Source organism: Kitasatospora sp. NPDC002522, from assembly GCF_053595195.1.
In genome coordinates, this window is sequence record NZ_JBSFXE010000009.1 from 64,058 (window position 1) to 90,303 (window position 26,246).

Genomic DNA, 26,246 nt, shown 5'->3' on the forward strand with positions numbered 1-26,246 from the left:
CTTCACGCCGCGTTCACACCAGGCCGAACCAAGCAGGCCGGACCAAGTAGGCCGGACCAAGCAGGGAGGATCCGTTGCAGGCGCACCGTCCGCGGCTCAGCGTCGTCGTGCCGTTCCAGGACGTCGAGACCTATCTCGAGGAATGCCTGGAGTCCATCGCCCGGCAGTCCTTCCGCGACTTCGAGGTGATCCTGGTCGACGACGGCTCGACCGACCGGTCCACCGAGATCGCCCGCGCCCGGTGCGAACGCGACCCGCGGTTCCGGCTGATCCGCCAGCAGCCCCACGGCCCCGGCCACGCCCGCAACACCGGGCTGCGCGCCATGCACCCGCGGGGCGAGTTCCTGGCGTTCGTCGACGGCGACGACGTCCTCCCGGAGCACGCCTACGAGATCCTGCTGCAGAGCCTGGAGGAGTCCGGCTCGGACTTCGTCTCCGGCAACGTGCAGATGATGAACTCCACCAAGAAGTGGCAGTCCCCGCTGCACCGGGGGCCGATGCGGGCCAACCGGCGCGGCACCCACATCACCGACTTCGCGGAACTCATCTACGACCGCACGGTGTGGAACAAGCTGTTCCGGCGCACCTTCTGGGACCACCACTACATCGAGTTCCCGGAAGGCGTCCTCTACGAGGACTCCTGGGTCAACATGTTCGCGCACTTCCGGGCCGCCAAGGTCGATGTCCTCACCGACGTCGTCTACTACTGGCGGCGCCGCGAGGCCGGCGCCGCGCCCTCCATCACCCAGCGCCACCACGAACTCGAAAACCTGCGCGACCGGGTCGCCGCCGTGCAGTCGGTCAGCCGCTTCCTCGGCTCGCACCGCTCCAAGCGCTTCGCCGACTCCAAGCGCCAGTACGACCTGGCCTGCCTCAAGTCCGACCTGATGCTCCACCTGAAGGTGCTGCCCGACGCCGAGGAGGAGTACCACCACGCCTTCCTGGAGTGGGCCAACGACTTCCTCGACGAGGCCGGCGACGACCTGATCGGCGAACTGCCCGCCGAAGCCCGGGTCAAGTGGCTGCTGGTGCGGGGCCGGCGGCTCAAGGAACTCCTCGAAGTGCTCGAGTTCGAACGCCGCGGCGGCCCGATCCCGGTCCAGCGCCGACTGCGCCGGTACCTCAAGTACCCGCACCTCGGCGACCGCGCCGTCGGCATCGGCCGCAAGGCGTACCGGCTCGGCAAGGAGCTGTCCCTGCACGGCTCGGTCGGCGAAGTGCACTGGGACGGCGAGCAGTTGACGATCAGCGGGAACGCCTACATCCGGTTCATCAACGTCCACAAGCGGCACATGTCGGTCAAGGCGCTGGCCCTGCGCAACAAGAAGCAGGACCGGATGCTGCTGGTCCCCGCCCGGACCGTCTACGCCCCGCACGCCACCGAGCACTCCAACCAGAACCGGTACTGCTACGACTGGGCCGGCTTCACCGCCGCCATCGACACCAACCGCCTCAAGCAGAAGGGCGAATGGGTCGAGGGCACCTGGGACGTCGCGGCCGGCGTGCTCAGCCGCGGCCTGTTCCGCTACCGCGGCCTCGACCGCGGCAGCGTCGGCACCGCCGCCAACCCGCCCTACCGGTACGTCGCCAAGAACACCCGGGTGCTGCCGCTGTTCGTGCAGAACCGGCTCAAGCTGCGGGTCGAGGTGGTCCGCTGCCGGATCACCGGACACCGCGTCACCGGCGGCCACCTCGAACTGCGCGGCGTCTACCTCGGGCCCACCGTCCCCGAATCCGGCCGGCTGCAACTGGTCAGCCTCGGCGGCGGCGGCCGACAGCAGGCCCCCGTCCAGTTCACCGCGGGCGGCGAGGGCTGGTGCACCTTCACCAGCCGGGTGCCGCTGCGCGCCCTCGTCCCCGCCCACCGGGCCGCGCCAGCCGACGACCCCGACGGCGCGGTGCCCAGCTCCTGGGAACTCGGCGCCAACGGCTGGAAGACCACCTTCCACGTCGCCGGACGCAGCATGACGATGTACCCGGTGATGGCCGAGGACACCCCCGACGGCCACCACCGGATGCCCGACGCGCTGCAGACCGCCGACGGCGACCGCGAACTCGTGGTCCACCGCAACGGCTCCGGCTACCTGGTGCTGTTCGAACGCGCCGCGCTCCCGCTGGTCACCCGCTCCGGCTGGGACGAGGACGGCACCCTGGAGATCGTCGGCCGCCACCCCGCCGTCCGCCTGATGCCGCCCGCCCAGCGCCGCGAAGCCCACCTGATGCTGCGCTCCCGTGCCCAGGGCGCCGAGCGCGCCGTCCCGCTGGAGTGGCGCGGCGAGTACTTCCGTGCCGCGTTCGCCCCCGCCCGGATCCGCACCCTGGCCGGCACCGTCCCGCTCGCCGCCGGACGCTGGGACCTCTACCTGCGCCGCCAGGACCCCGCCCCGGTCGCCCCCGCCGACCGGCTCCCCGACCTGATGCTCAAACTCGACCAGGCCGCCGTCCCGACCCTGCCGCAGGACCACGAAGCCGACCAACGGCGCTATGAACTCCAGGCCGAGAGCTACGACCGGCTCTCCCTCCAGGTGCACTCCGCGATGCCCGATCACGCCCGCGGCCCCTACCGGCAGAAGCTGCTGCGCACCAAGGCGTACCCCGCCGCCCGGCAGCGCCCGGTCCGCCCCACCGTGCTGTTCGACGCCTTCAAGGGCACCCAGTACTCGGACAGCCCGCGCGCCGTCCACGAGGAACTGATCCGGCGTCAACTCCCGCTGGAACACCTGTGGGTGGTCAAGGACGACCAGGTCGACGTGCCGCCCACCGCGCGCGCCGTGCGGATGTGGTCGCCCGAGTGGTACGAGGCGCTCGCCACCTCCCGCTACGTCGTCGCCAACAACCACCTGCCCGACTGGTTCCGCAAGCGCCCCGGCCAGGTCGTCGTGCAGACCTGGCACGGCACTCCGCTGAAGAAGATCGGCCACGACATCGAGGCCGTCCACTTCGCCGACCAGCGCTACCTGGAACGGCTGGAGACCGAGGTCGAGAACTGGGACCTGCTGGTCTCCCCGAACAGCTTCTCCACGCCCATCCTCAAGCGCGCCTTCCGCTTCCCCGGCGAACTCGTCGAGTGCGGCTACCCCCGTAACGACGTGCTGCGCCGCCCCGACACCGCCCGCCGCGCCGCCGAGATCCGCCGCCGGATCGGCGTTCCCGACGGCAAGCGCGTCGTGCTGTACGCCCCCACCTGGCGCGACGACCAGTACTACGCCCCCGGCCGGTACAAGTTCGACTTCCGGATCGACCTCGACGACGCCCGCGCCCGGCTCGGCGAGGACCACGTCCTGCTGGTCCGCCGCCACCCCAACGTGGTCGACCCCGTCCCGCGGGCCGGCGACGGCTTCGTCCACGACGTCTCCGACTACCCCGACATGGCCGACCTGTCGCTGATCACCGACGTGATGGTCACCGACTACTCGTCCCTGATGTTCGACTACGTCAACACCGGCCGCCCGATCCTGTTCTTCACCTACGACCTGGCGCACTACCGGGACACCCTGCGCGGCTTCTACTTCGACTTCGAACGCAGCGCCCCCGGCCCGCTGCTGCACGACTCCGCCGACCTGGTCACCGCGATCCGCGAGGTCGACCTGGTCCGGCGCAGCTACGCCGAGCGCTACCGCCGCTTCCAGGACGCCTTCTGCGACCTCGACGACGGCTACGCCTCCGCCCGGCTGGTCGACACCACGCTCACCGCCGGCGGCGACCTCGATCCCGTCGGACCCGTCCCCGCCCCGGCCGCGCCCGCCGCCCCGGAACCCCTCGACACCTTCGAGGGCATCCCGTGGCCGCTGCCCGCCGAACTGACCACCCCCCGCGAGTCCGACGCAGCCGCCGCCCGGCTGCGCGACCTGCAACTGATGCGCCGAGGAACGGACTGACACCATGGCCGAAGCGGCCCGCCCCGCCCGCCCCGCCCGTCCCGCCCGGACCGTGCTGGAAGGCGTCGACACCAGCGGCCCGGTCCCCGTCGAGTACCGGTTCAGCCACGCCAGGCACGGCACCCGCCACCTGGTCGTGGTGTTCGCGAACTTCTCCGCCCCGGAGGAGTACGGCTTCTCCAACGGCGTGCTCGACCGGGTCCGCGCCAACATCCTGTGGATCCGCGACCTGTTCGACGGCGGCAACGCCTACTACCTGTGCAAGGACATGGACTTCGCCGTCGAGCAGGCCGTCGCCGCGCTGATCGCCAAGGTCGCCGGGGCGCTCGGCCTCGGCCCCGAGCAGTGCACCATGTTCGGCGGCTCCAAGGGCGGCACCGCGGCGCTCCACTTCGGCCTGCGCCACGGCTACGGCAACGTGCTGTCGATCGTCCCGCAGTTCCGGATCGGTACCGCGCTGCACGAACGCCGCCCCGAGGCCGCCCAGCTGATGATGGGTCAGCCCACGCCCGAGAAGGTCGCCGTGCTCGACGCGCTGATGCCGCAGCTGGTCGCCACCAGCCCGCACCGGCAGACCCGGATCTACCTGGTCACCTCCCCGCAGGACGAGCACTACACCACCCAGGTCGCCCCATACCTCGCCGGGTTCCGCGACTACCCGCACTTCAACGTCCTCTACAACGACTCCCCGCAGATCACCGGCCACGACAAGGTCACCGCCCACACCCTGCCCGCCGTCCTCGGCCTGCTCAACCTGCTGGTGGCCGGCCTCACCCCGCAGTTCGGCCTGGCCCGGGCCGGCGGCGAGCAGCCCGACCGCGACACCGCCGGCATCGACGCCTTCCTCGCCGCCACCGAGCGCTTCCCCCGCCCGCAGGTCGTCCACCCCGCCCCCGGCCGGACCGTCCCCGGCGACGCCGTCGCGCTCGCTGGCCGGGCCCCCGGCGCGGTCCGGGTCAGCATGTGGCTGAACGGCAAGTACATGGGCTCCCCGCCGGTCGCCGCCGACGGCAGCTGGACCCGGCGGTTCAGCCAGCCCTGGGAGGCCGGCGAGTACACCTTCAAGATCTTCGGCGTCGACGCCGACGGCAACCAGAGCCCGCGCACCCAGGTCACCCTCACCGTCACCCCGCCCCGGCCGCCGCTGCCCGCCCCCGCCATCGCCGAACCCGCCGACCAGAGCCTGGTCGCCGGACCCGCGGTCGCCCTCACCGGCGCCGCGCCCGGCGCCGCCCGGGTCGAGTTCGCCGTCCAGGGCCGCTCCCTCGGCGCCACCCCCGTCACCCCCGAAGGCCACTGGACCTGGCAGCCCGCCTGGGAGTGGCGCGGCGGCGAACACACCGTCGAGGCCTACGCCGTCACCGCCGACGACCGCGCCTCCGAACCCGCCCGGGTCACCTTCACCGTCGCCGGTGTCCTCGCCCGCGACGAGCGCCTCCGCGCCCGGTACGGCACCTGACGGCCCGTCGGGAGGACGGCCCGTCAGAGCGCGGCGGATACCTCGAGCACCAGCGCCCGGTGGTCCGACACCCCGGTGTCGGCGAGCCGGCAGCCGTGCCGGGGGAGGGCCGTGAAGAGGTAGTCGAGCTTCAGTCCGTTGTCGTGGGTGGCCCGCCCGCCCGGCTGCGCCGGGTGCTGCTGGTCGCACTCCTGGACGCGGTCGAAGTAGGCGGCGGGCCAGATCCAGGCGTCCTTGTTGCCCGGCTTCGGCGGTGAGGCGTTGAAGTCCCCGCCGAAGACCGCCGGACCGTCGCCCGCCGCGGTCAGCAGGGCCGCCAACTGGTCGTCCCGGAACTCCAGGTCGCGGCGCGAGCGGTCGGACGGCGGCAGCGACAGGTGCGCCGCACACACCCGCAGGTCCGCGCCCGCCGTCGCGCACAGGACGCCGCGCTGAAGACCGGACGTCGGCTGCGCGGCCGGCACCACGACCTGACCGGACAGCTCCGCGTTCGCCAGGATCCCGAACCCGGCGTCCCCGCGCTCCGCCCCGCCGCCGCACGCCACCGGCGAGCGCCGACCGTCCGCGCCCACCTGCTCGTACGGCTGGAAGGCCAGCTGCCACGCGGTCGCGCCGAGCGCCTGCCGGGCCGCCTCCACGTCGCCCGCGCAGGCCTCCTGCAGAAGCACCACCCGTGCGCCGCGCCCGTGCACCAGCCCCACCAGGGCGGACGTCTTCGCCGCGCCGTCGCCGAACTCCGCGCAGCCCCAGTCGAGCACCCCGCACATGTTCCAGGTCGCCACCGTCAACCGCGGGCCGTCCGCCGCGTCCCGCCCGCCCGCGCGGAAGACCGGCAGCAGGGCGAGCAACAGCACCACCGCCACGACAGCCACCCACCAACGGCGCCGGCCCGGCCAGGGCAGGCGGAACGAGCGGCGTGGCAAGGGTCCCCCCGGAAGCGGCTGAGCTGTGACGACGCCCAGCATAACTTCGCCTGCGATCCGATCCGGCGGCGCCTGCGGCCCGCCCCGGGACGCCGACGGGGCGGGGGTGGCCGCCCCCCCCGCTTCGCGAGCCGCCCGCCGGTCCTGATGGACCATCAAATCTCTTCCCATTCAGGCCAGTTGACCAATCCGCGGGGCGCACGGTGCGCGACACCCGGCTGTCCGGCTGTGCGGTGTCCGGTACGCGCTGCCGGTGCGCCGGTCGGATACCGGACACCGGGCTCCCGGCCGGAAGCTCGGCCCGCACCCTGTGCGCTCCGCCAAGAGTGCGAGGCCGACCGGGTGAGCGACGGAGCCGAGCGGCCCCTGTGGTGTGCCGGTACCGCCCGCAGCGATCACCAGGAGTGATCTTCCCAGGTGAACGGCCTGATCGGGCATGCGACCGCTGTGCGCCCGCCGATTCCGGACAACCGCTCCGAATGCCCTGGCACCCCGCGCGCCGCCCACCGCAGACTCTCGGTGGGCAGCCAACCAGGCCCGGCCGGCACTCCCGGCCGCAGGCCAGGGGCACCGTCCTCCCTTCCGCGACACGCCATGGAGCGATCCGATGGACATGCGCTACGAGGCGTACTCCTACGCCGATCCGGTCTTCTACGACTCCCCGGTCCAGTGGGCGGCCCGCGACGAGTACCCCGCGGTCGCCGAACCCGTACCGGACGGCTGGACCCGCAGCCTGCGCGAGGTGTGGGCCGGATACCAGCCGACCGCCCCGCTGCCCGACCAGGGCTGGAAGATCCACGTCAGCGCCGGGCTGCACAACGCGTCGCAGATCCTCGACACAGTGCGCGCCTACTGCTTCGAACACGGCGTGCCGTTCAAGTTCCTGCGCAGCCCGGCCCTGGTGCAGACGCAGAACGCCAAGTACGCCTCGCGCGGCTCCAGCGGCAAGTTCATGACGCTCTACCCCCTCGACGACACGCAGCTGGAACGATGTCTCACCGACCTCGACACCGCCCTCGACGGCGCGCCGGGCCCGTACATCCTCAGCGACCTGCGCTGGCGCAACGGCCCGCTCCACCTGCGGTACGGCGCGTTCACCGAGCAGTTCTGCCGCAACGAGGAGGGCGAACTGGTCCTCGCCTTCCGCGAACCCACCGGACGGCTGCGCCCCGACGTGCGCCGCGCCGTGTTCGAGGTGCCGGACTGGGCACCGCGGCCCGCCGTGCTCGCCGAGGCCCTGGCCGGGGCGGGCGGGAACAGCGTCGACGCGTTCCCGTACACGGTGGAGCGCGCCCTGCACTTCTCCAACGGCGGCGGGATCTACCTGGCCCGGCCGTCCGGCGGCGGTGCGCAGGTGGTGCTCAAGGAAGCCCGCCCGTACGCCGGCCTCGACCAGCGCGGCGAGGACGCCGTGCAGCGGCTCGGCCGCGAGCGGCAGGTGCTGGAGGCGCTGGCCGGAGTCGACGCGGTGCCCGCGGTGCTCGGCGACCTGACGGCGTGGGAACACCGGTTCCTGGTGCAGGAGTACGTCGAGGGCGAGGGCCTGCACCACTGGTTCGGCCGCCGCTACCCGCTGATCCACCCCGACGTCGACGACGACGCCGTCGCGGCGTACCGCGAGGAGGCCCTCGCGGTGCTGGACGCCGTCGAACGCGGACTGCGCGCCATCCACGAGCGCGGGATCGTCTTCGGCGACCTCCACCCGCGCAACCTGATCGTCCGGCCGGACGGCACCGTCGCCTTCGTCGACTTCGAACTCTCCTCTCCCGTCACGGACTTCGTCCGCCCGGCGCTGGGCGCCGCGGGCTTCGCGGCACCCGCCGGACTGACCGGGTTCGCGGTCGACGAGCACGCGCTCGACGCCCTGCGCCTGTGGGCCTTCATGCCGCTGCTGCCACTGACCTCGCTGCACCCCGGCAAGGGCCGGAGCCTGGTCCGTGCGGCCCGCGCCCGCTTCGCCCTGCCCGCGACCTACCTGCCCGCGACCCGCCTGCCCGGCCGGACCGCGCCACTCGCCGCCACCAACGGCACGGCAGGTGCCGAGGGGAGCGGCGAGACCGCGCCGTCGGCCGTCGAGGCGCTGTTCGACGGCGACCCCGACAGCTGGCCGCGGCTGCGCGACGGGTTGGTCGGCGCGATCACCTCGACCGCCACCCCCGAACGCGCCGACCGGCTGTTCCCCGGCGACCCCGCGCAGTTCACCCACGACGGCCTCGGCCTGTCCTACGGCGCGGCCGGCGTCCTCTGGGCCCTGCACACCGTCGGCGCGACGCCCGACCCGGCGCACGTGCGCTGGCTGCTGGACGCCGTCGAACGCCAACCCTGCCGGCCCGGACTGTTCGTGGGAGCGCACGGCACCGCCGTCGTCCTGGACCGCCTCGGACACCGCCCGGCCGCCCTCGACCTGCTGGAACGGCTGGGCAAGGACGAGCAGGACGGGTACGGGGCCGACCTGTCCGCGGGACTGGCGGGCATCGGCCTGGCCCAGCTGCACTTCGCCCGGGCCACCGGCGACCGCACCCTGCTCGCCGCGGCCGCCGAGAGCGCCGACCGCGCCGTCACCCGGCTCGACCTGTACGGGACCGGCCCGGCGGGCGCCCGCACCGGACTCCTGCACGGCGCCAGCGGAACCGCCCTGCTGCTGCTCGACCTGTTCGAGCAGACCGCCGAGCCCGCGCTGCTCGACCTCGCCCGCACCGCCCTCGAACGTGACCTGGCCCGCTGCGTGGTCGCCGAGGACGGCACCCTGCAGGTCGACGACGGCACCCGGGTGCTGCCCTACCTGGAGTCCGGCAGCGCGGGCATCGCCGTCGTCCTGGCCGCCTACCTGCGCCACCGGCCCGACCCCGAACTCGCCGAACAGCTGGCCCTGATCCGCGCCGCCGCCGCACCGGAGTTCATCGTCCAGCCGGGCCTGTTCAACGGCCGCGCCGGACTGATCGCCCTGCTCGCCAGGGACTCCCGCCCCGCCGAGCACGATGCGCAGCTGATCCGCCGTCACATCCGGCGACTGGCCTGGCACGTGCTGCCCCACCACGGGCGGCCGGCCTTCCCCGGCGAACAACTGCTCCGGCTCTCCATGGACCTGGCGACCGGCACCGCCGGAGTGCTCACCGCACTCGCCGCGGTCTTCGACGGCACCTCGCCACTGCCGTTCTGGCCCGCAGGCCCGGCCTGAGCCCACCACCCCGCCCCGGCACCGAGGAGCCTCGCCGCTCCCCGACCCCCAGGGCGCCCACCGCGGCCGGGACCACCCGCCGCCCCCGAGTTCCGGCGACCGCCGGGAAACCCACCGCACCACCCGGGAAGAGAAGGAGAAAGCCATGGCGATCCTCAGCCTGCAGGCGCTGGAGACCCCCGAGGAGACCACCGAGTTCCGCTCGGTCCTCAGCTCCCTGAGCGCGGTCAACTGCACCAACAGCACCGTCAGCACCCTGCTCTGCCTCTGAGCACCCCGCCGGCCGTGCGGTCCGCCGCACGGCCGGCACCCTCATGCCCGCCCGCCGTCCGCGCCGCCGCGCATCGGCGACCGTGCCGCACCACACCTGGGAGCGCCCGTGCCCGCCGACCGTCCCGTCCCCGGCCGCCGCCCGCTGCGCGCCGTCCTCGTCCGGGGGCGGCGCTGGACCGTCGCGCTGGCCCTCGCCGTCGCGGCGAGCACCACGGCCACCCTGCTGCTGCCCGCCGTGCTCGCCCGGGCGGTCGACCGGATGCTGACCGGCGGCGGGGCGGCCGGCGTGACGCCCCTGCTGGCACTGGTCGGCCTGCTCGCCGTCGCCGAAGCCGGGGCGCAGTACGCCGGGCCGCGCGGCGCGGCCGACACGACGGCCCGGCTGCGCTCCGACCTGGTCCGCCGGGTCGTCGCCGCGGGCCCGGGCGCACCCGCCCGCCCGGCCGGAGACCTCGCCGCCCGGCTGACCGCCAGCGCCCCGCAGGCCGCGCTGGCCGGCCCCGCACTCGTCTACACCGCCGCCCAACTCGTCACGGCCGCCGCCGCGGTGACCGGGCTGGCCCTGCTGTCACCGCTGCCCGCGCTGGCCTTCGTCCTCGCCGCGCCCGCCGGATGGCTGCTGATCCGCCGTCAGAGCGCCCGGACCGCCGGCCACGGCGAGGCCTACCAGGTCGCGCAGGCGGCGATCACCACCCGGCTGGTGGAGGCGATGACCGGCGGCCGCAGCATCGCCGCCGCCGGGACCGAACGCGCCGAACTCGCCCGGATCCTGCACCCGCTGCCCGAACTGGCCCGCCACGGCCACGGACTGTGGCGCAGTCAGCGCGATGCGGCCTGGTCCGTCGGCCTGCTCGCCCCCGCCACCCAGCTGGCGGTCCTGACCGCCGCGGGCGCCGAACTCGCCGCGGGCCGGCTCAGCCCCGGCGGACTCGCCGCTGCCGCCGCGTACGCCACCCTCGGCCTGGGCGGCTTCGGTGCGGCCCAGAGCCTGCTCGACCTGGCCCGGGCACGGTCCGGCGCGGCGCGGACCGCCGCGCTGCTCGATCTGGCTGTTGCCGCGCCGGGCACGCTGCCGCTGCCGGACGGCCACGGCGGCCTGCGGTTCCACGGTGTCGGCAAGCGGACCGGCGACCGCCCGCTGCTCGACGGGCTCGACCTGACGATCCCGGCGGGCCGCTGGACGGCGGTGGTCGGCGCGGACGATGCCGCGACCGCCGCGGTGGCATCCCTCGCCGCCGGACTGGACCGCCCCGACACCGGGGAGGTGGCCCTGGACGGCGCCGACCTCGCCACGCTCCACCCGGAAGCCCTGCGAGCCGCCGTCGCCACCGCCTTCGGCGATCCCGTGCTGTTCGGCGCCACCGTCGCCGAGGCGCTGACGGCCGGTCAGGACGGCATCCCCGACGCGCGGATCGCCGACGCGGCCCGCGCCGCGGGCGCCGATACCCACCTGCGACGGCTGCCCGCCGGGTACCGCACACCGCTGGACGACGCGCCGATGTCCGGGGGAGAGCGCCAACGCGTCGGCTTGGCCCGCGCGTTGTGCCGCGACTTCCGCCTCCTGGTGCTCGACGACGCCACCGCCGCCCTCGACCGGGCCACCGAGACCGCCGTCCTGGACACCCTCGCCGCCCACACCGCCGGCCGGACCCGCCTCAGCACCACCCGCAGCGCCGCCGTCGCCGCCCACGCCGACCTGGTCGCCTGGCTCGACGGCGGACGCCTGCGCGCCGCGGCCCCGCACCACCGCCTCTGGCGTGACCCGGCCTACCGGGCGCTGTTCACCGGCGGTGCCGAATCCGGTAACGGCTGTACGGAGAGCAAGGAATGACGGCCAGTCACCCCGAACCGTCGGATGCTGCCGGGGGGCGGGCGGACGGACGCGACGGGGCAAGGACTCGGATGCGCAGGCTGGACGGTGGACGGGAGCAGGGGAGTGGCTGCGACTGTTGGGCGCCTCGGGTGAGCGGGCGCCGGTCCGGACTGCGCCTGGTGCGCTCCGCGCTCGCCGACAGCGGCCCCGCGTTGCTCGCGCTCGGCGGCTGGACCGTGCTCGCGGCCGCGCCCGCCGTCGCGTCCGGCAAGGCGCTGGCCCTGGCCGTCGACCACGGCTTCCTGGCCCACCGCCCGGACGCCGCTTGGCGCTGGCTCGTCCTGTTCGCCGCGGCGGCGGTGCTGTCCGCCTGGGCGACCCGCCGCTCGTACGGCCCGCTGGCGCGGATCGTCGAACCGGCCCGCGACCGCCTGCTCGTCGCCTCCGCTGCGGGTCTGCTGCACCGGGCCACCGCCTCCCGCGGCCGCGCCACCGGGGCGACGGCCCTCGCGGTCGCTCAGGTGACCCGCCAGGTGGAGGCGGTCCGCGACACCCTCGCGGGCCAACTCCTGCTCGTCGCCCACCTGGTGCTGACCGTCGCGGCCGTGGTCACCGGCACCGCCGTCCTCGCGCCCGCTGCCGTCCTGCCGGTGGCGGGGCCGCTGCTGCTCGCGCTGGCCGCCTTCGCGACGCTCACCCCGCGCACGGCCCGACGGCAACGCGAACTCTTCGCTACCGAGGAGGACATCGCGCGGTCCGCCCTGCACACCGTCACAGCCCTGCGCGACCTGGTCGCCTGCGGAGCCGAGCGGACGGCCCTCGCCCGCGTCCTCGCCGACGTCGCCGCCAACGAGGCGGCCGGCCGGGCCCTCGCACGCCTGGCCGCCACCCGGCACCTGCTGGTCGCCCTCGGCGTCCACGGTCCGCTCGTCGCCGTGGTGCTGGCCGCCCCGACCCTGATCGCCCACGGAATGACCACCGGAGCCCTCCTCGGCGTCCTCGCCTACCTCCTGGGCACCCTCGAACCCGCGCTCCGCCTCCTCGTCCAGGGCCTCGGCCCGTCCTGGATCCGGCTGACCGAGGCCGCCACCCGACTCGCCGCCACCGCATCCATGCCTGAAGGTCCGTCAGGAAACCGCTCGGCCAAGCCGCCACCGCCCCGCGAGCCGCACCCGGGGGAGGCGCGACCGGGGGAGTCCCGCGAGAAGTGGCAGCCCGCTGCCGCCGTCCCGCAGGTCGACCTGCGACTGCTCGGCGTGCGCTTCTCGTACGGACCGGCGGCCGAGCCCGTCCTGCGGGACTTCGACCTGGACCTCGGCGACGGCGAGAGCGTCGCCGTGGTGGGCCCGTCCGGCATCGGGAAGTCCACCCTGGCGGACCTGGCGGCGGGCGTGTTGCCGCCAGACCAGGGCCGGGTCCTGCTCGCGGGAGTCCGCGCCGACCGCCTGCCCGCCGCCGAGCTGGCCCGGCTCCGGGTGCTGCTGCCGCAGGAGCCGTACGTCTTCACCGGACCGCTGGCGGACAACCTCCGCTGGCTCGCCCCGCACCACTCGCCCGCCGCCGTCACCGACGCCCTCCACCGACTCGGCGCGGAGCACCTGACGGACCGTCGGGGCGGGCTCGACGGCGAGATCTCGGCCGCGACGCTCTCACCCGGCGAGCGCCAACTTGTCGCCCTGGTCCGCGCCTACCTCAGCCCGGCCCGGCTGGTGATCCTCGACGAGGCGACCAGTCACCTGGACGCCGTCGCCGAACGCCGGGTCGACCACGCGTTCCGGCACCGCCCCGGCTCCCTCCTCACCGTCACCCACCGCGCCGGCCCCGCCGAACACGCCGACCGGGTGGTCTACCTCGACGGCACGAGCTGGCACGTGGCCACCCACCGCGACCTGCTCGCCGAGCGCCCCGACTACCGCAGACTGCTGGGCGTCCACCCCGAGACCGCACCGAACCGCACCGGGTCGACGCGAAACCGCCGCTGACGGTCCGTCGGGGGGCGTTGGCACGGCCCGCGAGCCGCCCGTCGTGCCACGGCAGTCACCGTGACGGGGCTGCTCACGCCGGGTCCGGCAGGTTCAACTGCGCGAGCTTGGCCGGGTCGACCACTCCCGTGATGGCGGTGATCCGGCCGTCGGTGACGGTGAACGCGAGGACCGAGAGCGGAGTGCCGTCCTCGCGCCAGGAGACGACTCCGGGACGGCCGCCCACGAGCGCTGCCCGGGCCGGGGTGGCCGCGCCGGCGGCCACCGCGAGGACTACCCGTTCGGCATCCGCATCGAAGCCGTCGACCCGGACGGCAACCGCATCGCGCTGCGCCAGCGCGCAGCCTGGCAGAGCCACGGCGACAGCTGACCGTTCGTAGACCCGGCAGGGTCGACCGGCCCCGACCCGCCGCTGACGGCTCCGTCCCGGGGGTCAGACCCCGGGGCGGAGCATCAGGTCGCTGAGCGTTCCCGCCTCGCCGTGGTCCAGCGCCGTCGCGACGACCGCCGCCACCGACTCCGCGGACAGGCACACCGACGGGTCGTAGGCGAGCCCGAAGCGTTCGTGCAGGCGGCGTTGCATCGGCGTGTCGACCTCGCCGGGGAAGACCGTGGTGACCCGGACCCGGTTCGCGTGCTCCTCGGCGCGCAGCGCCTCCGCCAGTGCCTTCAGCGCGAACTTCGAGGCGGCGTACGCGGACAGTCCCGGGGGCGCGTGCAGGCCCGCGCCGGAGTTGAGGAAGACGACGTGGCCCTGCGCCGCGCGGAGGGCGGGCAGGAGCAGGCGGGTCAGTTCCGCCGGGGCGAGCAGGTTCACCGCGACGGTCTCCGCCCACACCGCGGCCGCGGTCTCCCCGACCATCCCGTACTCGGCGACTCCTGCGACGTGCACCAGCGAGTCGATCCGGGCCGGGAGCCCCTGGCCGTCCAGCACCTCGGACAGGCGGCCGGGCACCGCGAGGTCGGCGACCACCGTGCGGCTGCCCGGGAAGCGCTCGCGCAGCCGCGTCGCCGCGGCATCACTGCGCGCCAGCAGCCAGAGGCGTTCCCCCCGTCCGGCCAGCAGGCCGGCCACCGCCGCCCCGATTCCGGACCCGGCACCCGTCACGAAATGTGCTCCCATACCCGACAGATACCCCGCCGCCGGGTCCGTGGAGCGCCCGAACCGGCCAAAGCCCGTGGTCACAAGGGGGGTTGGTGGGAACGGAGGCCGCGCGAGTGACGGGGCGTGGGCGCCCACCGCCGAGGTCGTGGACGGCGGACCGGCAGCGAAGCCGTGGCTGCGGCCCGCGCGGGCTCAGCCGATGAAACGTTCAAGCCCGCCTCACGCGGCGGTGCGCGGACGTGTGCCCACCTCGGCGCGGTAGTTGACGCCATGTCAGGCCACCCGTGGCGTGTTCCGTTCCCGCAGGGCCCCTGCCGATCCGGCGAAGCGGCCGCTAGCATCGGCCGCGGCCGGTGCGGGAGCGCTCCCACGACGCCCCGGCCACCGACCCTCTCCCACCCGAGAGCCCCCACGGAGGACCCCGTGCACACCCCCACCACCCGGCGCCGCGCCGCCGTGCCGCCCGCCCGGAGCCGTTCGGCCGCCGTCCCGCTGCTGGCCGCGGCCGCCGCCGTCGCCCTGGTCACCGTCGCGCAGAGCGGTGCCGGTGCGGCCGTCCAGGGCAGCCTGCCCGCGGGCACCCAGTTCTACAAGGACCCCGCCTCCCAGGTGGTCAAGTGGGTGGCCGCCAACCCGAACGACTCCCGCACGCCGGTGATCTCCAAGCGGGTCGCCAGCCAGCCGCAGGGCATCTGGTTCGCCAACTACCGCCCTGACACCATCACTTCCGACGTCCGCACGGTCACCGGCGCCGCCGCCACGGCCGGCCAGGTGCCGGTGCTGGTGGTCTACGAGATCCCGAACCGGGACTGCGGCGGCGCCTCCGCCGGCGGCGCGCCGGACCTCGCCTCCTACGACGCCTGGGTGGGCAAGTTCGCCGCCGGGCTGGGCAGTTCGCGTTCCCTCGTGGTCCTCGAACCCGACTCGATCTCGCTCACCACCTGCCTCAGCGCCCAGCAGCAGAACGACCGCTTCGCCTCGCTGTCCCGCGCCGTCGGCACCATCCGGGCCGCCGCGCCCAACGCCAAGGTGTACCTCGACGGCGGCCACTCCGCGTGGAACGCCGCAGGCGAGCAGGCCAACCGGCTGCGCAGCGCCGGCGTCCTCGGAGCGGACGGCTTCTTCACCAACGTCTCGAACTTCAACGCCACCGGCAACGAGACCTCCTACGCCCACGCCGTCCTCTCCTCTCTGGGCAACCCCGGCAACCTGCACGCCGTCGTCGACACCAGTCGCAACGGCAACGGTGCACCAGGCGGCGGCGCCTGGTGCGACCCGTCCGGCCGGGCGATCGGCAACTACCCGACGGCCGCCACCGGCGACACCGCGATCGACGCCTTCCTGTGGATCAAGCCGCCGGGCGAGGCCGACGGCTGCGCGGGCGCGGCGGGCACCTTCCTGCCCGACATCGCCTACCAGTTGGCCGTGAACGCGGCCGACCCGAGCGCCCCGCCGTCCTCGCAGCCGCCGACGTCCCAGCCGCCCACCTCGCAGCCGCCCACCTCCAAGCCGCCGACGTCGCAGCCCCCGACCGGGAACGCCGCGTGCTCGATCGCGTACCGCGCCAACTCCTGGACGGGAGGCTTCACCGCCGACGTCACGGTGAAGAACACCGGTAGCGCCGCGATCTCCGGCTGGACGGTCGGCTGGACGTACCCCGGCGACCAGAAGATCACCAGCGGCTGGAACGCCAAGGTCACCCAGAACGGCGCCGCCGTGACCGCCGCCGACCTCGGCTACAACGGTCCGCTCGCCCCCGGCGCGTCCACCAACTTCGGCGTCCAGGGCACCTTCAGCGCCAACAACACCGCCCCGAACACCTTCACCCTGAACGGCACCGCCTGCACCACCGCCTGACCACCCTTCCCCAGCCCCGTCGGCCACCCCCACCCAGCGGCCGGCGGGGCAACCCTTCTCGGTGCCCGCGTGCACTCAGCGGCGGCCGGGTGGCGCGGGAATCCGGAGCAGCAGCTCGTGGGCGGCCCGCACGATGGCGGCCGTGATCTCGGCGTGGGGGGCCAGCGGGTCCTGAAGGGCGACCACCTGCGCGACCATGGGGGCCAACTCCGCGGTCTCGCCGAACTGTTCGGCGACCTGTTCGACGATGAGGCAGGCCCCCTCCACGGGGTCGAGCCAGCCGTCGGCGATCTCGCCGGCCCACCACCGGGCGAGGGCCAGCCGCCCGTCCCAGAAGTCCTCGGGCGGATGGAACCCGAAGCCCAGCTCGTCGGCCACCCGACCGAACAACTCCGAGGCCTGCGCCTCCTCCCCGCGGAACAGCCCGGCGAGCAGCGGCAGCGAGGGAGCGTCCACCCCGGCCACGACGGCCTCGACGGCGGCCCGTATCAACAGGCGCGGGTCGTACCGATGCCCGTCCGCCCAACTGTGGGCGATCTCCCGCAAGGCCCGCGCCGCGTCGTCCGCCGTCCCCGGGTACTCGCTTTTCGTCATGCGCGGCATGCTGCCACGCAGACGCGGGCCCTCGAGCAGCAGGTGTCCGTCGATCAACGGCGGCCGCCGCGGGGGCCCCGAATATCGGCTACCGCAGCGGCGGCTGACGGCCGATCATGGCCCGGTGGACAACGACGCGTTCAGCAGCGACCTCGACGCCCTCGCCGAGCGGTGGGAGCGGCAGTGGCCCGACGACGACGAGCACCTCCCGGGCCGGTACGCGCTCCGCGACCGGTGGGTGCGCTTCCACAGCCTCCCCGGCTCGAAGCGGTACGCCGACAACGACGCTGAGTACGCCGTGCTGCTCGGCCGGCACCACACGATCCTCGACCAACTGGGTCCGCACGAAACGGAGTTGTACGTGGTGACCCGGCACTGGGACGGCCACCCCGCGCCGGTCGACCGGCCGGCCGAACTCCGTCGGGCCGACCCGGGTGCCCGCCACTGGACGAGCCGGGTGTACGACGACTACGACCCCGCCGACGTCTGCTACGAGCACCAGTACGTCAGCCGCCTCCCGCGCACCCGCCAAGCGCTCGACCCGCTGCTGCGCCTCGTCGCGGACGACGTGATCTCCGGCGTCACCCTGGCCCCGGCCGACCTCCGCTGGCTCTACCACCCCTACGACGGCGGCGGCGACGTCTTCGCCCCCAGCACCGAGATCAGGGACGCCCTCCGCGCCGCCCACGCCGACTGGCTCTCCGCGCGCGCCGACGGCATGTGACGCCAGGAGGTTCCGGGACGGCCCGGGGGTGAGGAGGCGGAGGCCGAGTCCCGGCGACGGCCGGTCAACGCGCAGACGTGTGCTGGGCCGACCGGAGCGATGTCCCACGTCGAGAGCCGGGAAGCCGGACGCCGTGGGGTCGGCGGTGGTGCGAGCACGGGGAGGCGATGGCGGGGGGCGAGTCGGTAGCGACGGCCGGCCGATCCGCGCTGGGCTGACCGGGGCGGGGGCCTCTGTCGAGACCTGCATTCCCGGCGGAGCCGAACGCCGTGGCGCACGCGCGGGTAGGCGGTGGCGAGGAATCCGCCGAGGTCGATAGCACCTGACGGGCCTTCACATCGCTTGCACCGAGGGTCATGTGAAGGTCATGAGTTCTTCACGGGATGGTATCTACTCGCATAGACCCCTGGCTGCCACGCTGGCTCGGCACCGCTGCCCGCCCCTTCGCCGAGCCCAGGAGCGCCCTCGTGCAGAACCGATTCTTCCGTCGTCTCGCCGCCGTCGCCGTCACCTCGATACTCGCGGCCGGCGCCGTCACCGCCGGCACCGGCACCGCCCAGGCCGCGTTGCCCACTCCGGTCTCGGCCGCCACGGCTCGGACCTACCTCGCCTCGCTGACCGTGAAGGCGGAGAACCGCACCGGCTACAGCCGCTCGCTGTTCCCGCTGTGGATCACCATCTCCGGCAGCTGCAACACCCGGGGGACCGTGCTCAAGCGCGACGGCTCCAACGTGGTGACCGACGCCTCCTGCGCCGCCACCTCCGGCACCTGGTTCTCGCCGTACGACGGCGCCACCTGGCACGCCGCCTCCGACCTGGACATCGACCACCTGGTGCCGCTCGCCGAGGCCTGGGACTCCGGGGCCTCCGCCTGGACCACCGCGCAGCGCCAGGCGTTCGCCAACGACCTGGTCCGCCCGCAGCTGATCGCGGTCACCGACAACGTGAACCAGGCCAAGGGCGACAAGGACCCGGCCGAGTGGCTGCCCTCGGTGATCGGCTACCGCTGCACCTACGTCCGGGCCTGGGTCCAGGTGAAGTACTACTACAACCTGTCCGTCGACTCCGCCGAGAAGACCGCACTGACCAACGTGCTCAACGGCTGCTGACACCCCCACGCCCAGCCCGTCGTGCCCGGCCCCCGCGCGGGACCGGGTGTGGCGGCTGACGGGCCTTCACCGTGCCTGCACCGGCTGTCATGTGACGGCCATGCAGTCTTCACGGCCCAGTGTCTACCCGCATAGATCGAGGGCTGCCACGCTGACTCGGCACCGCCACCCGCCCCTTCGCCGAGCCCAGGAGCGCCCCCGTGCAGAATCGTTCCCTCCGCCGTCTCGCCGCCGTCGCCGCCAGCCCGATACTCGTGGCCGGCGCACTCACCCTCGGCGCCGGCAGCGCCCACGCCGCCGGTTGCTCGCAGTCGTACCTGCCGCTTCCCGACCCGGTGTGCACGCCCGGCGTGTACAACCCGGACGTCACCCAGTCGACGATCCACTCGACGATCTGCGTGTCCGGCTGGACGGCCACCATCCGTCCGTCGACCTCCTACACCAACGCGCTCAAGGTGCAGGGCATCGCGGACTACGGCTACGCCAACACCTCGCTGTCCGCCTACGAGGAGGACCACTTCATCCCGCTCGAGCTCGGCGGCGCCCCGCGCGACCCGAAGAACCTGTGGCCGGAGCCGTACTCGGGCACCAAGACCGCCACCACCAAGGACGGCGTCGAGACCAAGCTCAAGAACGCGGTCTGCGACGGGCGGATCACCTTGTCCGCCGCGCGCAGTGCGATCAAGAACAACTGGACCACCGCGCTCAGCGTCACCGGCATCGGCTGACCACCCGGACCGGCCGGTGACCGCCCGCAGGCCACGGTCACCGGCCACCAGTGCACGCGTTCGCGCGCCGCGAGCCTCGCCGGAGCGTCGGGCCGGAGCATCGGGTCGGGGCGTCCGGTTGGGGCGTCGGCCACCGAGGTGAAGAGCCGACGAACAGTCAGGAGTCGCTCTGGACACGGGCATTACCCATGGGTAAGTGTCGGGTGGTGTGACTGAGATCTTCGAACCCGTGTCCCCCGTCCGTCCGGCGCGCCGCCGGGTGATCAAGGCCGCGGCGCTGACCGCCGGTGCGCTGGCCCTGCCGTTGGCGGGGGCGAGTGCCACCGCCGAGGCGGCCACCGTGCCGCAGTTCCTGCACGGTGTGGCGTCCGGTGACCCGCTCTCCGACGGTGTGCTGCTGTGGACCCGGGTCACCCCGGTCCCCGAGGCGGTGCCCGGCTCCGGCGTCGGCCCGGACACCGAGGTGGTGTGGCAGATCGCCGCCGACCGGAACTTCACCACCCTGGTGGCCTCCGGCAGCGTCACCGCGAGCGCCGCCGCCGACCACACCGTCAAGGCCGACGTCCGCGGCCTGCGCGCCGACACCGCCTACTGGTACCGCTTCCAGGCGGGCGGCGCGACCTCCGCCACCGGCCGGACCCGTACCGCGCCCGCCGCCGACGCCGCCGTCGCCCACCTGCGCCTGGGTGTGGCCTCCTGCGCCAACTGGGAGGCCGGCTACTTCTCCGCCTACCGCCACCTCGCGGCCCGCGGCGACCTGGACGCCTTCCTCTTCCTCGGCGACTACATCTACGAGTACGCCAGCGGCGCGTTCGCCGCCCGCGGCACGGTGGTGCGTCCGCACGCGCCCGCCCACGAGATCATCACGCTGGCCGACTACCGCACCCGGCACGGCAAGTACAAGACCGACGCGGACCTGCAGGCGCTGCACGCCGCGGTCCCGACCATCGCGATCTGGGACGACCACGAGTTCGCCAACGACGCCTGGTCCGGAGGCGCGGAGAACCACACCCCCGGCACCGAGGGCGACTGGGCGGCCCGGGTCGCCGCCGCGAAGCAGGCGTACTTCGAGTGGATGCCGGTCCGCCCGTCCATCGCCGGCACCACCTACCGGCGGCTGCGCTACGGCAAGTTGGCCGACCTGCACCTGCTCGACCTGCGCTCCTACCGGTCCAAGCAGGCCTCGATCGGCAGCGGCGACGTCGACTCCGCCGACCGCACCATGACCGGCCGCGCCCAGCTGGACTGGCTGAAGGCCGGGCTGTCCGCCTCCGACACCACCTGGCGGCTGATCGGCAACGAGGTGATGATCTCCCCGGTCGCCTTCCTGTCGCTCCCGGACTACCTGCTGCGACCGCTCGCCCAGCTGCTCGGCCTGCCCGGCGAGGGCCTGGCCGTCAACGTCGACCAGTGGGACGGCTACACCCACGACCGGCGCGAGCTGCTCGGCCACCTGAAGGCGAACGGCATCGGCAACACCGTCTTCCTGACCGGCGACATCCACTCCGCGTGGGCCTGCGACGTGCCGTTCGAGGCCGCCACCTACCCGGCCTCGGGCAGCGCCGCGACCGAGTTCGTGGTCACCTCGGTCTCCTCGGACAACATCGACGACTTCCTGAAGGTCGCCCCGCAGACGCTGTCGCTGGTCGCCGTCGCGGCGATCCAGGCCGCCAACCGGCACGTCAAGTGGACCGACCTGGACTCGCACGGCTACGGCGTCCTGGACATCACCCCCGAGCGGGCGCAGATGGACTACTACGTGCTGTCCGACCGCACCCGCCCGGACGCCACCACCAAGTGGGCGCGCTCCTACCGCACCCGCACCGGCACCCAGCAGGTCGAGCGGGTCTGGTCCCCGGCCGGCTGACCCGGCGTCAGCAGGAGCGGCCCGCCCGGTCGGAGAGCACCGGGCGGGCCGCCGCCGTTTCCGCGCCCGGGGCTAGAGAGTGGTGAAGTGGCCGCCGAGCAGGCGGGCGTCGACGCTGTCGGGCGGCAGTTCGCCGTGGGCGGCGAGGATGCGGGGGGCGTGGGCCTCGGCGTCGTCCTGGGGGGCGTAGCCGAGGGCGCGGGCGGGGGAGAGGTCCCACCAGGCGCGGGTGTTGGCGCTGATGCCGTTGACCACGGTGTGGCCGACGTCGGGTGCGGTGAGTGCGGCGTGCACCAGGCGGGCGCAGTCGCCGGGGCTGAGCCAGGTGGCGAGCATCCGGGGGGTGCGGGGCTCCGGGAAGCAGGAACCGATCCGGACGGAGACCGTCTCCACCCCGTACTTGTCGGCGTAGAGCGAGGCCAGGCCCTCGCCGAACACCTTGGACAGACCGTAGTAGGTGTCCGGGCGGGGCGGGATCGCGGTGCCGATCGGCAGCTCGCCGTCGAGCGGGGTGAAGCCGACGGCGTGGTTGGAGGAGGCGAAGACCACCCGGCGCACGCCCTCGGCGCGGACCGCCTCGTACAGGTGGAAGGTGCCCTCGATGTTGCTGCCGAGGATGTTGTCGAAGGTGTCCTCCAGCGAGATGCCGCCGAGGTGGACCACCGCGTCGACGCCCCGTACCGCCGCGCGGACCGCGTCCGCGTCGCGCAGGTCGAAGGCGAGGGAGTCCGGGGCGTCCGGGATCGGCTTCAGGTCGGCGAGGCGGAGCCGGTAGCCGAGCGGGGGCAGCAGCTCGCGCAGCATGGTGCCGACGCCGCCGGCCGCACCGGTGAGCAGGACCAGTGTCATGACATCCCCACAGTAGTGGACGTGGTTCACAGGTGTGGACACCCTAGGGAGGGTCTGACGGCCAGTCAACGGTATTGGCAACCGGGAATGCTGAATCGGCGTTCATGGATGTGTACCGCAGTCACGGTGATGTATAACGCTGGTGCGACCGCCCTCGTCACCCCCGCCACCTGGAGACCCCGTGCGCGCCTCCGCCTTCCTCTATCCGTGGGACGTCACCGGCGACCCCGCCGCCCCCGAGCTGCTGGCCGGGCTCGGCCTGCGGCAGGTCACGCTCGCCGCGGCGTACCACTCCACCCGCGCCCTGACGCCCCGTCACCCCGGGCGGCGGATCATCACCGCCCGGCACTCCGCCGTCTACTACCCGCCCGAGGAGGCGACCTGGCGCGGGCGCGCCCTGCGGCCCTTCGCGCAGCGCTGGTTGCCCGGCGCCGACCCGTTCGGCGAGGCCGCCGATGCGCTGGCCGCGGCCGGTCTGGAGGTGCACTCCTGGGTGGTGCTCGCCCACAACTCCCGCCTCGGCGAGGAGAATCCGCGCTGCACCGTGCGCAACGCGTACGGCGAGACGTATCCGTGGGCGCCGTGCATCGCCCAGGACGAGGTGGTCGAGTACTGCGCCGCGCTCGCCGCCGAGGCCGCCGCCCGGCCCGGTGCGCGCGGCGTCGAGCTGGAGTCCTGCGGCTGGTACGGCCTGTCCCACCTGCACGCCCACGACAAGATCGGCGGCGTCCCGCTCGGCCCGGCCGGGCAGTTCCTGATGTCGCTGTGCTTCTGCCCGGCCTGCCGCCGCGGCTACGGCGCGGCCGCCGAACCGCTGAGCGTGGCCGTCCGGGCGGCGCTCGACCCGCTGTGGCGCGGCGTCCCCGAACCCGCGGCGGACGGCGAGTGGCAGCGGATCGAGCGGCTGCTCGGCACCGAACTCGCCACCGCCGCCCGCACCCACCGCCTCGCCGCCGCCCGCCGCCTGCAGTCCGCCGCCGTCGCCGCGGTGCGCGCCGCCGCCGGGCCGGGCTTCCGGATCCTGCTGCACGCCGACCCCGTGCCGCACCACTGCGGCCCCAACGCGGGCGTCGACGCCGACTGGGTGCTCGGCCTGGTCGACGGCCTGGTGCTGCCGCACGCCCTGCTGCCGCAGGTCCTCGCGCACCGCCGCCCCGGCACCGTGCTGGCCGCCAACCAGCCCGTCGTCGCGGGCCTGGGCGGCCGCGCCCCGCAGGCGGTGCCCGGCGCCGACGAACTACGGCTCTACCACGCGGGACTGGCCTCCGACGCGGACCTGCGGGCCGTCAGGGAGCTGCTGCGCGGCGGGAGTTGACGCCTGTGGCGCACACGAAGCACGAGGGATCCGCCCCGGTTCACCACCCTGAACCGGGGTCGCATCCGTGGCCGGACCGTACGACGCCTGCCGTGCGCGCGTCGCGGTGCCGACGGTCCGTCAGAGGTGACGGGTCGCCAGGGTAAGGCGGTCGCGGGCGTCGAACAGGGCGTCGCGGATCGTCTCCTCCCGGCCCGGCGTCAGCCGCGCGACCGGGACCGACACCGACACCGCGTCCCGGGCCGGGGTGCGGTACGGGATCGCCACGCCGAAGCAGCGCACCCCGAGGGTGTTCTCCTCGCGGTCCACCGCGTAGCCGCGCTCGCGGACCTGCGCGAGTTCCCGGATCAGCTCCTCGCGGTCGGTGTGGGTGTGGTCGGTCAGCGGGTCCAGGCGCTCGGGCAGCAGGCGGCGGATCGCCTCGTCGTCCAGGCTCGCCAGCAGCGCCTTGCCGTGCGAGGTCGCGTACGCGGGCAGCCGGCGCCCGATCCGGGTGAACGGCCGCAGGCTGTGCTGCGACTGACGGGTCGCCAGGTACACCACGTTCGGACCGTCCAGTCGGGCCAGGTGGATGGTCTCCCCGGTGTCCTCGGCCAGCACGTCCAGCGCCGGGCGGGCCGCGGCGACCACCGCGTCGCCGTCGATGTACGAGCTGCCGACCAGCAGCGCCCGCACCCCGATGCCGTACCGGGTGCCGGTCGCGTCCGTCTCCACCCAGCCCAGCTCGGTCAGCGTGCGCAGCAGCATGTACAGGCTGGACTTCGGGTAGCCGGTCTGCTCCTGCACCTCCGCCAGGCTGTGCATGCCGGGCCGGCCGGCGAAGTACTCCAGGAGTTCCACGGTCCGGACGGCGGACTTGACCTGGGCGGCGCCGCCCGGTGCGAGGCCGCCCCGGTCGGCGGCGGCCCGCCCGGCGTTGGTCGGCGAAGGCATCCTTGACCCCTTCTGTCACGCGGCGTATCGTCCCGCGAGGTTCAATCAGTTGACTGGCGTTCAGCATACTGAACGAGGGAAGGTGGCGGACCGTGACCCCCGGCCGGTCCGCACGCCGCCCCGCAGCGGACGCTACCCGACCCCGCCGCCCCACGAGGAGCCCGCGACGATGACCACCGCCCCCCTGCCGTCCGCCGCCGTCCCCAGCCGCGACCCGCGCACCGGCCGCACCCGCGCCGAGGTCGCCCGCGAAGCCGGCCCGCAGGACGTGCACCACGCCGTCACCGCGGCCGCCGCCACCCTCCCCGCCCTCGCCGACCGCCCCCGCCGGGCCGCGCTGCTGCGCACCGCCGCCGACCTGCTCGACGCCGCACAGCCCGAACTCCTCGCCGCCGCCGACGCCGAGACCGCCCTCGGCGAGATCCGACTCACCGGCGAACTCGCCCGCACCACTGGCCAGTTGCGCGCCTTCGCGGCCATCGTCGAGGACGGCGGCTACCTCGACGTGCGGATCGACCGCGCCGACCCCGCGATCGGCCGCCCCGACCTGCGCCGGATCAAGACCCCGCTCGGCGTGGTCGCCGTCTTCGCCGCGAGCAACTTCCCGCTCGCCTTCAGCGTCCCCGGCGGCGACACCGCCAGCGCCCTCGCCGCCGGCTGCCCCGTCGTCGTCAAGGCCCACCCCGGCCACCCCGCGACCAGCGAGATCGCCGCCCGACTGCTGCGCCGGGCCGCCGTCGACTGCGGCCTGCCCGCCGACACCGTCCAGCTGCTGCACGGCTTCGACGCCGGCGCGGACCTGCTCCGCCACCCGCTGATCGCCGCGGCCGGGTTCACCGGCTCGCTGCGCGGCGGCCGCGCCCTGCACGACCTCGCCGCCGCCCGCCCGCACCCCATCCCGTTCCACGGCGAACTCGGCAGCCTCAACCCCGTCGTCGTCACCGCCCGCGCCGCCGCCACCCGCGGCGAGGAGATCGGCGCCGGCCTCGCCGCCTCCTACACCCTCGGCCAGGGCCAGTTCTGCACCAAGCCCGGCCTGGTCCTGATCCCCGCCGACCAGCCCGCCCTGGAGAAGGCCGCCCTCGCCGCCGCCACCCGGGCCGCGGCCGCCCCGCTGCTCGACCCGCGGATCCGCGACGCCTACCTCACCGGCGCCGCCCGCCGCGCCGAACTCCCCGACGTCGAGGTGCTGCTCGCCCCCGGCGCCCACCCCACCGACGACGCCCCGCTCGCGGTCCGCCCCGGCCTGCTCGCCGTCCCCGCCGACCGGCTGCACGACGACCTGCTCGACGAGTGCTTCGGCCCGCTCACCGTGCTCGCCCGCTACCGCGACCACACCGACCTCGCGGCCGCCCTCGACCGCCTCACCGGCAACCTCACCGCCACCCTCCACCTCGCCGACGAGCAGGACGAGGACGCCGACCAGGCCCGCGCCCTGCTCGACCGGCTGCGCCCGCTGGCCGGCCGGATCATCGTCAACGGCTGGCCCACCGGCGTCGCCGTCGCCCCCGCCATGCACCACGGCGGCCCCTACCCCGCCAGCACCGGCACCGGCACCTCCGTCGGCGCCACCGCCATCGAACGCTGGCTGCGACCCGTCAGCTACCAGAGCACCCCGCAGTGGCTGCTCCCGGCCGAGCTGCGCGACTGACGGCGGAC

Annotated in this window: 19 protein-coding genes; 13 read left to right on the forward strand and 6 right to left on the reverse strand. The window is 74.4% G+C overall.

Translation table 11 applies throughout. The annotated features are described in order from the left end of the window. Window positions 1-74: 74 nt before the first annotated feature. The gene (locus tag ACWD4U_RS09925) at window positions 75-3,878 is read left to right on the forward strand and encodes a bifunctional glycosyltransferase/CDP-glycerol:glycerophosphate glycerophosphotransferase (RefSeq protein ID WP_363450567.1); all 3,804 of its coding nucleotides are present in this window, start codon (window positions 75-77) and stop codon (window positions 3,876-3,878) included. Between the two features lie 4 nt (window positions 3,879-3,882). Then, the gene (locus tag ACWD4U_RS09930; protein ID WP_363450565.1) at window positions 3,883-5,337 is read left to right on the forward strand and encodes an Ig-like domain-containing protein; all 1,455 of its coding nucleotides are present in this window, start codon (window positions 3,883-3,885) and stop codon (window positions 5,335-5,337) included. A 23-nt stretch (window positions 5,338-5,360) separates the two neighbouring features. Here the strand turns inward: ACWD4U_RS09930 and ACWD4U_RS09935 are convergent, their stop codons facing one another. Beyond that, on the reverse strand, window positions 5,361-6,209 hold the full coding sequence (locus ACWD4U_RS09935; RefSeq protein WP_363450563.1) for an endonuclease/exonuclease/phosphatase family protein: 849 nt from the start codon (window positions 6,207-6,209) through the stop codon (window positions 5,361-5,363). Between the two features lie 658 nt (window positions 6,210-6,867). Here ACWD4U_RS09935 and lanKC point away from each other — a divergent pair. From lanKC to ACWD4U_RS09955, 4 genes are all read left to right on the forward strand, one after another. Next, entirely contained in the window at window positions 6,868-9,438 is a 2,571-nt protein-coding gene (gene lanKC / locus ACWD4U_RS09940; RefSeq protein ID WP_363450561.1) for a class III lanthionine synthetase LanKC, read from the forward strand. A 145-nt stretch (window positions 9,439-9,583) separates the two neighbouring features. Next, a complete protein-coding gene (locus ACWD4U_RS09945; protein WP_363450559.1) occupies window positions 9,584-9,709 on the forward strand; it encodes a SapB/AmfS family lanthipeptide in 126 nt (41 codons plus the stop codon). A gap of 108 nt (window positions 9,710-9,817) precedes the next feature. Next, window positions 9,818-11,542 carry an ABC transporter ATP-binding protein gene (locus ACWD4U_RS09950; RefSeq protein ID WP_363450557.1) on the forward strand — a complete coding sequence of 575 codons (1,725 nt, stop codon included), beginning with the start codon at window positions 9,818-9,820 and terminating at the stop codon, window positions 11,540-11,542. Window positions 11,543-11,673: 131 nt separating this feature from the next. After that, the gene (locus ACWD4U_RS09955; RefSeq protein ID WP_363450555.1) at window positions 11,674-13,506 is read left to right on the forward strand and encodes an ABC transporter ATP-binding protein; all 1,833 of its coding nucleotides are present in this window, start codon (window positions 11,674-11,676) and stop codon (window positions 13,504-13,506) included. 73 nt (window positions 13,507-13,579) lie between these two features. On the opposite strand, the gene ACWD4U_RS09960 is transcribed toward ACWD4U_RS09955, so the two are convergent. Then, the gene (locus tag ACWD4U_RS09960) at window positions 13,580-13,864 is read right to left on the reverse strand and encodes a hypothetical protein (RefSeq protein ID WP_449787156.1); all 285 of its coding nucleotides are present in this window, start codon (window positions 13,862-13,864) and stop codon (window positions 13,580-13,582) included. A gap of 75 nt (window positions 13,865-13,939) precedes the next feature. Continuing rightward, entirely contained in the window at window positions 13,940-14,629 is a 690-nt protein-coding gene (locus ACWD4U_RS09965) for an SDR family oxidoreductase (RefSeq protein WP_363450553.1), read from the reverse strand. A 405-nt stretch (window positions 14,630-15,034) separates the two neighbouring features. Between ACWD4U_RS09965 and ACWD4U_RS09970 the strand changes: the two genes are divergently transcribed. Beyond that, window positions 15,035-16,468, forward strand: coding sequence for a glycoside hydrolase family 6 protein (locus ACWD4U_RS09970; protein WP_363450551.1), 1,434 nt, complete (start codon window positions 15,035-15,037; stop codon window positions 16,466-16,468). Window positions 16,469-16,543: 75 nt separating this feature from the next. On the opposite strand, the gene ACWD4U_RS09975 is transcribed toward ACWD4U_RS09970, so the two are convergent. Next, a complete protein-coding gene (locus ACWD4U_RS09975; RefSeq protein WP_363450549.1) occupies window positions 16,544-17,062 on the reverse strand; it encodes a hypothetical protein in 519 nt (172 codons plus the stop codon). A gap of 124 nt (window positions 17,063-17,186) precedes the next feature. Between ACWD4U_RS09975 and ACWD4U_RS09980 the strand changes: the two genes are divergently transcribed. From ACWD4U_RS09980 to ACWD4U_RS09995, 4 genes are all read left to right on the forward strand, one after another. Further along, window positions 17,187-17,786: a DUF3885 domain-containing protein gene (locus ACWD4U_RS09980; RefSeq protein ID WP_363450547.1), complete on the forward strand. Its 600-nt coding sequence runs from the start codon at window positions 17,187-17,189 to the stop codon at window positions 17,784-17,786. Window positions 17,787-18,301: 515 nt separating this feature from the next. Beyond that, the gene (locus tag ACWD4U_RS09985) at window positions 18,302-18,895 is read left to right on the forward strand and encodes an HNH endonuclease family protein (RefSeq protein ID WP_363450702.1); all 594 of its coding nucleotides are present in this window, start codon (window positions 18,302-18,304) and stop codon (window positions 18,893-18,895) included. 200 nt (window positions 18,896-19,095) lie between these two features. Then, window positions 19,096-19,623, forward strand: coding sequence for a hypothetical protein (locus tag ACWD4U_RS09990; protein WP_363450545.1), 528 nt, complete (start codon window positions 19,096-19,098; stop codon window positions 19,621-19,623). A gap of 229 nt (window positions 19,624-19,852) precedes the next feature. Next, on the forward strand, window positions 19,853-21,490 hold the full coding sequence (locus ACWD4U_RS09995) for an alkaline phosphatase D family protein (protein WP_363450543.1): 1,638 nt from the start codon (window positions 19,853-19,855) through the stop codon (window positions 21,488-21,490). A 72-nt stretch (window positions 21,491-21,562) separates the two neighbouring features. On the opposite strand, the gene ACWD4U_RS10000 is transcribed toward ACWD4U_RS09995, so the two are convergent. After that, window positions 21,563-22,339: an NAD-dependent epimerase/dehydratase family protein gene (locus ACWD4U_RS10000; protein WP_363450541.1), complete on the reverse strand. Its 777-nt coding sequence runs from the start codon at window positions 22,337-22,339 to the stop codon at window positions 21,563-21,565. Between the two features lie 181 nt (window positions 22,340-22,520). Here ACWD4U_RS10000 and ACWD4U_RS10005 point away from each other — a divergent pair, with 181 nt between their 5' ends. Beyond that, window positions 22,521-23,654, forward strand: a complete 1,134-nt coding sequence (locus ACWD4U_RS10005; protein ID WP_363450539.1) for a hypothetical protein — start codon at window positions 22,521-22,523, stop codon at window positions 23,652-23,654. Between the two features lie 120 nt (window positions 23,655-23,774). Here ACWD4U_RS10005 and ACWD4U_RS10010 read toward each other — a convergent pair whose 3' ends face one another. Continuing rightward, entirely contained in the window at window positions 23,775-24,587 is an 813-nt protein-coding gene (locus tag ACWD4U_RS10010; RefSeq protein WP_363450537.1) for an IclR family transcriptional regulator, read from the reverse strand. A 169-nt stretch (window positions 24,588-24,756) separates the two neighbouring features. Here ACWD4U_RS10010 and ACWD4U_RS10015 point away from each other — a divergent pair, with 169 nt between their 5' ends. Continuing rightward, on the forward strand, window positions 24,757-26,238 hold the full coding sequence (locus ACWD4U_RS10015) for an aldehyde dehydrogenase (NADP(+)) (RefSeq protein ID WP_363450534.1): 1,482 nt from the start codon (window positions 24,757-24,759) through the stop codon (window positions 26,236-26,238). Window positions 26,239-26,246 lie beyond the last annotated feature (8 nt).

Bases quoted from the DNA above. Each gene is read 5' to 3' on its own strand.
- ACWD4U_RS09930 (WP_363450565.1), top strand. From the start codon at position 3,883: ATGGCCGAAGCGGCCCGCCCCGCCCGCCCCGCCCGTCCCGCCCGGACC.
- ACWD4U_RS10015 (WP_363450534.1), top strand. From the start codon at position 24,757: ATGACCACCGCCCCCCTGCCGTCCGCCGCCGTCCCCAGCCGCGACCCG.
- ACWD4U_RS10000 (WP_363450541.1), bottom strand. From the start codon at position 22,339: ATGACACTGGTCCTGCTCACCGGTGCGGCCGGCGGCGTCGGCACCATG.
- ACWD4U_RS09945 (WP_363450559.1), top strand. From the start codon at position 9,584: ATGGCGATCCTCAGCCTGCAGGCGCTGGAGACCCCCGAGGAGACCACC.
- lanKC (WP_363450561.1), top strand. From the start codon at position 6,868: ATGGACATGCGCTACGAGGCGTACTCCTACGCCGATCCGGTCTTCTAC.
- ACWD4U_RS09975 (WP_363450549.1), bottom strand. From the start codon at position 17,062: ATGACGAAAAGCGAGTACCCGGGGACGGCGGACGACGCGGCGCGGGCC.
- ACWD4U_RS09965 (WP_363450553.1), bottom strand. From the start codon at position 14,629: ATGGGAGCACATTTCGTGACGGGTGCCGGGTCCGGAATCGGGGCGGCG.
- ACWD4U_RS10010 (WP_363450537.1), bottom strand. From the start codon at position 24,587: ATGCCTTCGCCGACCAACGCCGGGCGGGCCGCCGCCGACCGGGGCGGC.